Here is a 10,942-nt window from a genome sequence, read left to right on the forward strand (position 1 = left end):
CACCGGGCACGGACGGCGCAGCCTGTGACGCACAATCTGTCGTTCCCAGCGCCTGATCTGTCTCTCAGATTTTGCTGACACCCGTGGTGCCATCTGCGACCTCTGTCCTAGGCTCACCCGCCGTGATCGAGCAGATTCTTGAGCTTCCCCTCCTGTGGGCCTGGGGCGTCCTGTGGTGCGTGGCCATGCTGCGCTCCAACCTCATCCACTGGATCGGCCGGGGTCTGAGCAAGGGCGCCGAGCACTCGCGCTTCGCCGGGATGCTCGCCAGCCCGATGTACGTCAGCGCCCGGGCGATGGCCGAGCGCTGGGGCGTCATCGCGGTCCCGCTGTCCTTCATGACGATCGGCGTGCAGTCCTTCGTCCAGTTGTGGGCGGGTGTGACGCTCATGCCGCTGCGCCGCTACCTGCCCGCCGTCATGCTCGGCGCTGCGATCTGGGCGACGATCTACGCCACCGTCGGCCTGGCCGTGTTCGCCGCCTGGTTCGGCGCGGGCGGGGGCTGGGCGGTCGCCGTTGTCGTCGCCGTGGCCGCCCTGCTCGTCTGGAGGCGCAGCCGCCAGCACGAGGGCGCACCCGCCACCGGGCAGGCCCTGGAGGCGGCCCCTGAGGCCCGTGAGCTGGAGGTCGTCGAGGTCTGAGCCCGGCCGTCGTCTCACCATGAGACACGACGGCGCACCGTATTTTGCGTTCAGGGCTCCTTGCCCCCTAGTCTCACCTCCATGACCGCGTTCTCCTCCCGCAGCTGGTGGTGGCTCCCCTAAGGGCGAGCCACCCAGTCACGTACGCGGAAGCAGAACACCAGAGCTCGCCACCAGGCGGGCTCTTCGTGTACTCGGGGCAGGCCGTCGGTGGCACGGACCGAGGAGACCACCTCATGACCACCCCCACGCCACCACCGACGGTGCTCACCCGCAGCGTGCGCTACCAGCCGGACTGCGGGCGCCTCCTGGAGCACCTGGCCGCGGCCGGCCTCCTGGCCACGACGACCGAGCCCGCCACGGGCCGCCGGCGGCCCGTGGACACGGTCCTGCTGGAGTCCGTCGACACCACCACCAAGGTCTCCCGCACGACCATCGCGGTCCTGGAGGCCTCTACCCGGCTCACCTGCGAGGGCGAGCAGGTCCTCGTCGAGGCCCTGCCGCAGGCTCGGGCCGACGGCGAGGCGGCCCTGGCCCGCCTGCGCACCGCCCTGGGCGAGCACGTCACCGCCGAGACCGACGGCCACCTCACCCTCACGATCCCGACGGCGGACGCCGCCCGCACGGAGGAGCGCGAGCGCCTGACCGCCCGCTCGACGGTGGAGCCGCTGCGGGTGCTGGCCGGGGTGGAGGTGGACCACCCGCACCTGCCGCTCGAGGCGGGCGTGGTCGCCTTCGACTACCTGGCGACCTTCGAGACGCTGCCGACGGTGGCGATGGGGGCCAACACCTGCCCCGACTACCTCTTCTACGACGCGCGCGTCATCCTCGTCATCGACCACCCCACCCGCGAGGCGAGCCTCGTGGGGGCCAGTGTCGACGGCGAGGACCTGGCGGCCCGGATGGAGGCGCTGGCCCGGGCCATCAACGCCACGGAGACCACCGACGCCGCCGGTGCCGCTGCCTTGGTCGACGGCGTGACGGCCCCCGGGGAGGACCAGCGCCCCGGCGCCACCGCCCCTGCCCGGCGCCCGCTGGTGCACGCGGTGCCCACCCAGTCCGACGACGACTTCGCCGCCACCGCGGCCCGCCTCAAGGAGTCGATCAGCGCCGGGGAGGTCTACCAGGTGGTGCCCTCCCGGGGCTTCACGATGCCCTGCCCGGACGCCCTGGCCGCCTACCACGCGCTGCGGCTCACCAACCCCAGCCCCTACATGTTCTACGTGGCCGCTCCCGGCTTCGAGCTGCTGGGGGCCTCCCCCGAGTCGGCCCTGCTGCACTCGGCGCGCACCGGCGAGGTCTCCATCCGTCCCATCGCCGGCACCCGCCCGCGCGGCCTCGCCCCGGACGGCTCGGTGGACCACGAGCTCGACACGCGCCTGGAGCTCGAGCTGCGCACGGACGCCAAGGAGGTCGCCGAGCACGTCATGCTCGTCGACCTGGCCCGCAACGACGTGGCCCGGGTGAGCGTGCCCGGCACCCGCCGCGTGCAGGACCTGCTGCGCGTGGACCGCTACAGCCGGGTCATGCACCTGGTGAGCGAGGTGAGCGGCACGCTCGCCCCGGGGCTCGACGCGCTGGACGCGCTGAGGGCCTCGATGACGATGGGCACGCTCACCGGCGCCCCCAAGCTGCGTGCCGCCGAGCTCATCCGCCAGGTCGAGGGCGTGCGCCGCGGCTCCTACGGCGGCTCGGTCGGCTACCTGCGCGGCGACGGCGAGCTCGACACGTGCATCGTCATCCGCTCGGCCTTCGTCGCCGCCGGCCGAGCCCTGGTCCAGGCGGGGGCCGGGGTCGTGGCCGCCTCCGTTCCCGAGGCGGAGGCCGCCGAGACGGTCCACAAGGCCGCCGCGGTCCTGCAGGCGGTGGCCGCCGCCCAGGGCGCGGACCTCGTCATCGCAACCCGCACCCCTGAGGAGGCCTGAGATGCGCGTCGTCCTGCTCGACAACCGCGACTCCTTCGTCTACAACCTCGTGGACCAGCTCGCCCTCCTGGGCGCCCGGACCGAGGTCTACCGCAACACCCTGCCCGTCGAGGTCCTGCTCGCGGCCCTCGAGCCCACCGTCGAGGAGCGTGGCCGCTCCGAGCGCCCGGTCCTGTGCCTGTCCCCCGGCCCCGGCCACCCCCGCACGAGCGGCTGCCTCATGCCCCTGACTCAGGCGGCCCTCGCCCGGGGCGTGCCCACCCTCGGCATCTGCCTCGGCTTCCAGGCGCTCGTCGAGGCCTGCGCAGGCGCCGTCGGGCCGGTGGGCGCGGTCCACGGGCGCAGCGTGCGCGTGCACGTCACCGAGGCCGGGCGCTGCGACGAGGCCCTCGCCGTCCTGTCCGGCGGGCCCCTCGAGGTCGCCCGCTACCACTCGCTGGGCACGCGCGCCCTGCCTCCGGAGCTCATCGCCCTGGCCGTCACCCGTGAGGAGGACCCGGCCGGTGCCGGCGTCGTCATGGCGGCGCGCCACCGGCACCGGCCCGCCGTCGGCCTGCAGTTCCACCCCGAGTCGGTCCTCACCCCGCAGGGGCCGGCGCTCCTGCGGGCCCTGACCGCCTCGCTCGCCGGCGCGGGCCCCACCGCCTGAGCCACCGCGACCACCCGGGAGCGGCAGCCCGGCCCCGCACCCGACCACCACAGCACCACGCCCGGCCCCACCCGGCCGCCGGCACCGGACCACCACGACCCCGAGGAGGGAACCATGACCACCGCCCCCGCAGAGAACAACGCCATGAGTACCAGGCAGGCAACCCACCATGAGCAGACGGAGGCCGCGCGCGTCCTCGTGCGCTCGACCGTCCAGGGACGGGTCCTGTCCTACGAGGAGGCCTCCGCCGTCTTCGCCGCGCTGGGCGCGGGCCTGCTGAGCGAGGTCGAGACCGCGGCCCTGCTGGCGGCCATGCACGCCCGTGGCGAGAGCGCCGAGGAGGTCGCCGGCGCCGCCCACGCCTTCCGCGCGGCCGCCCGGCCCTTCCCCGAGGTCCCCATGCCCCTGCTCGACATCGTCGGCACCGGCGGCGACGGGGTGGGGACCATCAACATCTCCACCGGCGCCGGCATCACCGCCGCCTCGATGGGGCTGGCGGTCTCCAAGCACGGCAACCGCGCCGTGTCCTCCAGGACCGGTGCCGCAGACGTCGTCGGTGCCCTCGGGCTGCCGCTGGAGCTGAGCCCTGAGCAGTCCGCCCGGGCCCTTGAGGAGGTCGGCTTCACCTTCCTCTTCGCCCAGGCCTACCACCCGGCCATGCGCTTCGTCGCACCCGTGCGCGCGGCCCTGCGCACCCCGACGGTCTTCAACCTCCTGGGCCCGCTCATCAACCCCGCCCGTCTGAGCCACCAGGTCGTGGGCGTCTCGGACCCGGCTGTCATGGACATGACGGCCCGGAGCCTCAGGCGCCTGGGCCGCGAGCGCGCCCTCGTCATCCACGGCCTGGGTCTGGACGAGATCACCGTCCACGGTGCCACAACGGTGCGCGAGGTGACCCCGGAGGGCGTGCGCTCCTTCACGGTGACGCCCGAGGAGCTGGGGGTGCCCACGCGGGACCTGTCCGAGATGCTGGGCGGGAAGCCCGCTGAGAACGCCCAGGTCCTGCGCGACGTCTTCGAGAACCGGGGCCGGGCGGGGCACCGTGACGCCATCGCGGTCAACACGGGGGCGCTGCTGTACCTCGCGGGCCGGGTGGACACGCTGCGCGAGGGCACTGAGGCGGCGCTCGAGCAGCTGGCCAGCGGCCGGGTGGCCGAGCACCTGGAGCGCATGGTCGCCGTCTCGGCCCCGGCGGACGAGGCGGTCGCCTGATGGGCGCCTCGACCACCGCCCCCTCCGTCGGCCGCCCCGAGCGGCTGCCCGTCTCGCAGCGCCTCATCGTCTCGGGCACGGTCCTGGACTCCATCGTCGAGGCGCGCCGCGCCCGCCTGCCCGGGCTGCGAGAGCGCTTCGGGCACCTGCGCCCCGAGGGCCTGCCCCGCAGCGAGCGCTCCCTCAGCGCGGCCCTGCGCCGCCGCTCAGGCCCTCTCGCCTCCCCGCAGCCGGCCCTGGTGCTGGAGTGCAAGTCCGCCTCGCCGTCGCTGGGAACGATCCGCGCCGACTACGACCCGGCGGCGCTGGCCCGCGTGTACCGGCCCTACGCGGCGGCCGTGTCCGTGCTCACCGAGCCGGACCGCTTCAACGGCTCCTTCGAGGACCTGGCGGCCGTGCGCGCCGTCGTCGACTGCCCGGTGCTGTGCAAGGACTTCATCGTCGACGAGGTGCAGGTGCTCGCGGCCCGCTCCCTGGGGGCCGACGCGATCCTGCTCATGCTCTCCGTGGTGCCCGACGACGTCTACCGCGAGCTCGCGCACCTGGCCGCCTCGCTCGGCATGGAGGTCCTCACGGAGGTCTCCACCGTCGAGGAGCTGCACCGGGCCGCGGCGCTGGGCGCCGCCGTCGTCGGGATCAACAACCGTGACCTGCGCACCCTGGCCACGGACGTGGCCCGCACCGAGCAGCTGGCCCCTCTGGCGCCCGCCGGGGTCGTCCTCGTGGGCGAGTCCGGGGTGGGCAGCGCCGACGACGTGCGCCGCCTGGCGCCGTGGGTCGACGCCCTGCTCATCGGCTCCTCACTGTCGGGAGCCGAGGACCCGGCCGCCCTGGCCGCTTCCTTCGCCTCCGCCGTCCCCGTCCCCACCACCCGGGAGAAGACCATGACTGACAACCCCGACGCCACGGGGGCCGGCCCCCAGAGCCCGCCGGCCGCCGTCGGCCCCGGTGCCACCGGGTCCACGGCGCCCCCGCGGGGCGGGCGCGAGCACGACGGGCACCACCACCCTCGGCTGAGCGCCTACTTCGGCCCCTACGGCGGCCAGTACGTGCCCGAGCTGCTCGTCCCCGCCCTCGATGAGCTCGAGGACGCCTTCATCGAGGCGCAGGCGGACCCGTCCTTCCAGGCCGAGCTCGACGAGCTCCTGCGCCGCTACCTGGGCCGCCCCACCCCGGTGACCGAGCTGCGCAACCTGCCGCGCGAGGGCAACGCCCGCATCTTCCTCAAGCGGGAGGACCTGGTCCACGGCGGCGCCCACAAGGGCAACCAGGTGCTCGGCCAGGCGCTGCTGGCCAAGAGGATGGGCAAGACCCGCGTCATCGCGGAGACCGGTGCCGGCCAGCACGGCACGGCCACCGCGATGGTCTGCGCCCTGCTGGGTCTGGAGCTCACCGTGTACATGGGGGCCACCGACGTCGTGCGCCAGGCCGCCAACGTCGAGCGCATGGAGCTCATGGGGGCGAGCGTGGTGCCGGTGGACAGCGGTGCGGGCACGCTCAAGGACGCCGTCAACGAGGCCCTGCGCGACTGGACCGCCTCCTTCGCCACCACCCACTACCTGCTGGGCACGGCGGCGGGCCCCCACCCGTTCCCAACCATCGTGCACGAGTACCACCGCTGCATCTCCACCGAGGCGCGCGCCCAGGTGCTCGCCCTCACCGGGCGCCTACCCGACCAGGTCATCGCCTGCGTGGGCGGGGGCTCGAACGCCATCGGGATGTTCAGCGAGTTCATCGCGGACGAGGGCGTGGGACTCATCGGCGTCGAGCCGGCCGGCGAGGGCCTGGGCTCGGGGCGTCACGGCGCCCCGGTCAACGCGGGCAGGGTCGGCATCCTGCACGGCGCGCGCTCCTACCTCATGCGCACCGAGGAGGGGCAGGTCGAGGAGTCCTTCAGCGTCTCCGCGGGCCTGGACTACCCGGGGGTCGGCCCCGAGCACGCCTGGCTGGCCGACACCGGGCGCGCCCGCTACGTGGGCGTCACCGACGACGAGGCCGTCGACGCCTTCGTCCAGCTCTCCCGCTGGGAGGGCGTCATCCCCGCCCTGGAGTCCGCCCACGCCCTGGCCATGGCCCTGAGGATCGCGCGCGAGACCCCGCCCGGGACCCCCACGCCGCACCTGCTCGTGTGCCTGTCCGGCCGCGGGGACAAGGACCTCGACCAGGTCCGTCTGCGCCTGGGCGGCTCCTTCCGCGCCGACGGCGCCGTGGGCCGCGCGTCGCGCATGCTGGAGGAGATGGGCAAGCGCACCGAGTACCTGGGCCTGGCCCAGCACGAGCCCGGTGCCGCCACCACCGGAGAGGAGGCCTGAGATGACCCGCTACCCCGAGATGTTCCGTCGGCTGGGTGAGACGGGCGAGGGGGCCTTCGTCCCCTTCGTCATGCTCGGCGACCCCACGCCCGCGCTCAGTGAGGCCGTCATCGAGGCCCTCATTGAGGGCGGCGCGGACGCCCTGGAGCTGGGTGTGCCCTTCTCCGACCCGGTGGCCGACGGCCCGACGATCCAGCGCGCCCACATCCGGGCCCTGAGGGCCGGGGCGGGGCTGCGCTCCTCGCTGGAGGTCGTGCACCGGGTGCGCGAGCGCCACCCGCGGCTGCCGATCGGGCTTCTGGTCTACGGCAACGTGCCCTTCGCCGTCGGGCTGGAGGAGTTCTACCGCCTGTGCGCGGACAGCGGTGTGGACTCGGTGCTGCTGCCGGACGTGCCGGTGCGTGAGGGCGAGGCCTTCTCGGCCGCGGCGCAGCAGGCGGGCGTCGACGCCGTGCACATCGCCCCGCCCTCGGCCTCGGCCGAGACCCTGGACGGTGTGGCCCGCCGCTCGCGCGGCTACGTCTACGCGGTCTCGCGGGCCGGGGTGACGGGCACCGAGCGGGCCTCCTCGACGGCGGGGCTGGCCGAGTCGGTGGCCCGCCTGCGTGCGGACGCGGCCGCGCCGGTCATGCTCGGCTTCGGGATCTCAACGCCGCAGCAGGTCGCCGAGGCGGTGGCGGCCGGGGCGGACGGGGCGATCTCCGGCTCTGCGGTGGTGCGGATCATCGAGGGGCACGTGCCGGCGCTGCTGGGCGCGGACGCCGCCGCGCGCCAGGAGGCGCTGGGGGCGCTGCGCGGGGACCTGGTCGCCTTCGTGTCCGCCATGAAGGCCGCGACCAGGCACTGAGGCCGGGCCCGGGCGTGCGGGCCCGGGCCACGGCTCCCGGCTCCCGGTAGCCTCCGGGCATGGCCTCACTGCTCAACCGTGTCCTCGGCGTCCTGGGACGCACCGCCCGTGACGTCGCCACCGAGGTCGTCAAGGAGGAGCTGCGCACGCGCACCGGCTCCGCCCCGGCCTCCTCGAGGAGGTCACGGGCCTCGTCCGGGCGCGCCACGCCCGCCACCACCGGTGGCGCCGGCAGCGGCACGGCCGGCGCGGGGGCGCACCGCGGCGTCAGCACCTACGACGTGGCCTGCCGGGGGCTGCCCGCCTTCTCCTACTCCCCCAACCCCGACGGCGACGCCGACCCCGGTGAGGTCGTGTGGACCTGGGTGCCCTACGAGGAGGACGCCACCAGGGGCAAGGACCGTCCGGTCCTCGTCCTGGCCCGCGACGGCGGGCGCCTCGTCGTCGCCCAGCTCACCAGCAAGGACCACGACCGTGACCGTGAGCAGGAGGCGCGTCACGGCCGCTACTGGTTCGACGTCGGCACCGGCGCCTGGGACCCGCGGGGCCGCCCCAGCAAGATGCGCCTGGACCGTCTTCTGCTCGTCGACCCGGCCGTGGTGCGTCGCGAGGGCTCGACGATCAGCCGGGCCGTCTTCGAGCGGGCCACCCGGGCCCTGCGCGGGCACTGGGGCTGAGCGCGCCGGGGGCCACGGGCCGTCCGCGGACGGGCGCGGACCGCGGTGGATGGCTGTGGACGGACGGGGACGGCCGCCTGGGCCGGGGGTGTTGACGCACCTCACGTCCTGCCCGGGCTGGCGCGGCGGCGGCCGGACGGGGGCTGCTGGTAAGGTCTCCGCTTGGACCTCTGGCCTGGCCGGCCGTGGGGTCCAGCGACCGGGCTCGCCAGGTGCTTCCACCACCTCTTGGCCTGTGTGCGCGAACCCTCTCTCCGGCCATTGACCGAATCCGACTTCAAGAAAGCGTCTCCCACAGTGGCGAACATCAAGTCCCAGATCAAGCGCATCAAGACCAACGAGAAGGCCCGCCTGCGCAACCAGTCCGTCAAGTCCGAGCTCAAGACCTACGTGCGCCGCGTCCGTGAGGCCGTCGAGGCCGGCGACAAGGCCGCCGCTGAGGAGGGCCTGAAGAAGGCCGCCCGCAAGCTCGACAAGGCCGTCTCCAAGGGCGTCATCCACAAGAACCAGGCCGCGAACCGCAAGTCCAAGCTGGCCAAGCGCGTCGCCTCCCTCTGAGCCGACCCCGCCCGGGCGCAAGCCCGCGGCGCGTGACGAGAGGCGCCTCCCCGGTGGGAGGCGCCTCTCGCTGTCTCCGTCCGTCTCTCCCAGCGCCACGGGCTCGTTCCCTCGCGCCCGTTCCACCGAGGCCGTCCCACCGCGGGCCACGTTCCACCTGCCCGTCCCACCGCGGGCCACGTTCCACCTGCCCGTCCCACCACGTGCCCCGCCCCACCTGCCCGTTCTACTGCGGCCCCGCCCTCCCTCGCCGACGGCGCCGCCACCGCTGAGCCTGCCGGTTGGACAACGCACGCACCGGTGGACAACCTTCGCGTCGATGGACAACATGCGCCCAGGTGGACAACGTATGTGACGCATGTACGTGATCCACCGGTCAACAGGTTGTCCTGCCAGACGCAGGTCGTCCTGCCAGGAGAACGTGCGCTGTCCGCCGACGGCGGGCGGCACCGGCGTGACACGCGGCGGCAACATGCCCCGGCGGTAGTCTTCGTCGGGCCGGCGCTCGTAGCCGTGCCCGGACGGCCGCGCCTGCGGCCGTGCCGACAGCCACGGACGAGGAGAACGTATGCGCACAGGTTTTGACCGCGACGAGTACATCAGGACGCAGTCCGAGCACATCGCCGCCCGACGGGCGCAGTTCGGCGGCAAGCTCTACCTCGAGTTCGGCGGCAAGCTCGTGGACGACATGCACGCCTCGCGCGTGCTGCCCGGCTTCAGCCCGGACAACAAGATCGTCATGCTCAAGGAGCTGGCCGACGAGGTCGAGATCATCGTCGCCGTCAACGCCCGTGACTTCCAGCGCCGCAAGGTCCGCGCGGACCTGGGCACCTCCTACGAGGACGAGATCCTGCGCCACGTGGACGCCTTCCGCGACTACGGCCTGTACGTCGGCAGTGTCGTCATCACCCAGTGGACGGACGACAACCGCGAGGCCAAGGCCGTGCGCCGCAAGCTCGAGAAGCTGGGGCTCAAGGTCTACCGCCACTTCATCATCCCCGGCTACCCCAACGACGTCGCCCGCATCGTCTCCGAGCACGGACTGGGCAGGAACGAGTACATCGAGACCGAGCGCGACCTCGTCGTCGTCACCGCCCCCGGTCCCGGCTCGGGCAAGATGGCCACCTGCCTGTCGCAGATGTACCACGACCACCTGCACGGCCTGACCTCCGGCTACGCCAAGTGGGAGACCTTCCCGATCTGGAACCTGCCCCTGGACCACCCGGTCAACATCGCCTACGAGGCCGCCACCGCGGACCTGGACGACGTCAACATGATCGACCCCTTCCACCTGGCCGCCTACGGTGTCCAGACGGTCAACTACAACCGCGACGTCGAGATCTTCCCCGTCCTCAACCGCCTCTTCGAGGAGATCCTGGGCTCCTCCCCCTACCGCTCGCCCACGGACATGGGCGTCAACATGGCCGGGCGCTGCATCAGCGACGACGACGCCTGCCGACGCGCCAGCGAGCAGGAGGTCATCCGCCGCTACTACAAGGCGCTGGTCACCGAGAAGCGCGAGATGACGGACCCGGTGCAGTCCGAGCGCATCGCCCTGCTCATGACGAAGCTCGGCGTGACGAAGGAGGACCGTCCCGTCGTCCCCGCCGCCCTGCGCGTGGCGAGGGCGACCAAGGCGCCGGCGGCCGCGCTCGAGCTGCCCGACGGCGAGATCGTCGTGGGCAAGACCTCCGCCCTCCTGGGGGCCTGCTCCGCCATGCTCCTCAACGCCCTCAAGGCCCTGGCCGGGCTCGACCACAAGAAGGAGCTGCTGGCCAAGGCCTCGATCGAGCCCATCCAGGCGCTCAAGACCGAGCACCTGGGGTCGCGCAACCCGCGCCTGCACACCGACGAGGTGCTCATCGCCCTGGCCGTGTCCGCCTCGACCGACCCCGACGCGAAGGCGGCCCTCGACCAGCTGGAGAACCTGCGCGGCTGCGACGTGCACACCTCGACGATCCTGGGAAGCGTGGACGAGGGCATCTTCCGCTCGCTCGGGGTCCAGGTGACCAACGAGCCGGTCTTCGCCACGAAGTCCCTGTACCGCAAGAAGTGAGACCACCGGTGCCGCCCCGGGTGCCGGGCCCGCGGGCGGCACCGGACGGTGCGGTCCGGGGACGT

At 73.5% G+C, this 10,942-nt stretch carries 9 protein-coding genes; all 9 read left to right on the forward strand.

The features are described from left to right. Positions 1-122: 122 nt before the first annotated feature. The 9 genes from H6X67_RS00265 (at position 123) to H6X67_RS00305 (ending at position 10,877) form a co-directional block, all read left to right on the forward strand. Positions 123-641 carry a DedA family protein gene (locus tag H6X67_RS00265; RefSeq protein WP_249367141.1) on the forward strand — a complete coding sequence of 173 codons (519 nt, stop codon included), beginning with the start codon at positions 123-125 and terminating at the stop codon, positions 639-641. 236 nt (positions 642-877) lie between these two features. Beyond that, positions 878-2,566 (forward strand): anthranilate synthase component 1, encoded by a 1,689-nt coding sequence (locus H6X67_RS00270; protein WP_249367140.1) that lies wholly within the window; start codon positions 878-880, stop codon positions 2,564-2,566. Position 2,567: 1 nt separating this feature from the next. Continuing rightward, positions 2,568-3,215 (forward strand): anthranilate synthase component II, encoded by a 648-nt coding sequence (locus tag H6X67_RS00275; RefSeq protein ID WP_249367139.1) that lies wholly within the window; start codon positions 2,568-2,570, stop codon positions 3,213-3,215. A 114-nt stretch (positions 3,216-3,329) separates the two neighbouring features. Continuing rightward, a complete protein-coding gene (trpD, locus tag H6X67_RS00280; RefSeq protein WP_396121315.1) occupies positions 3,330-4,427 on the forward strand; it encodes an anthranilate phosphoribosyltransferase in 1,098 nt (365 codons plus the stop codon). Next, positions 4,427-6,739 (forward strand): tryptophan synthase subunit beta, encoded by a 2,313-nt coding sequence (gene trpB, locus H6X67_RS00285; RefSeq protein ID WP_249367138.1) that lies wholly within the window; start codon positions 4,427-4,429, stop codon positions 6,737-6,739. The genes trpD and trpB overlap by 1 nt, the downstream gene beginning before the upstream one ends. A 1-nt stretch (position 6,740) precedes the next feature. Further along, the gene (trpA, locus tag H6X67_RS00290; protein WP_249367137.1) at positions 6,741-7,586 is read left to right on the forward strand and encodes a tryptophan synthase subunit alpha; all 846 of its coding nucleotides are present in this window, start codon (positions 6,741-6,743) and stop codon (positions 7,584-7,586) included. A gap of 59 nt (positions 7,587-7,645) precedes the next feature. Beyond that, the gene (locus H6X67_RS00295; protein ID WP_249367136.1) at positions 7,646-8,263 is read left to right on the forward strand and encodes a type II toxin-antitoxin system PemK/MazF family toxin; all 618 of its coding nucleotides are present in this window, start codon (positions 7,646-7,648) and stop codon (positions 8,261-8,263) included. Positions 8,264-8,560: 297 nt separating this feature from the next. Beyond that, complete coding sequence (gene rpsT, locus H6X67_RS00300; protein WP_249367135.1) at positions 8,561-8,821, forward strand: 30S ribosomal protein S20; 261 nt, start codon at positions 8,561-8,563, stop codon at positions 8,819-8,821. A gap of 568 nt (positions 8,822-9,389) precedes the next feature. Continuing rightward, complete coding sequence (locus H6X67_RS00305; RefSeq protein WP_249367134.1) at positions 9,390-10,877, forward strand: DUF1846 domain-containing protein; 1,488 nt, start codon at positions 9,390-9,392, stop codon at positions 10,875-10,877. Positions 10,878-10,942 lie beyond the last annotated feature (65 nt).

The sequence above is a fragment of the Actinomyces sp. AC-20-1 genome (assembly GCF_023369555.1).
Lineage (GTDB): Bacteria > Actinomycetota > Actinomycetes > Actinomycetales > Actinomycetaceae > Actinomyces.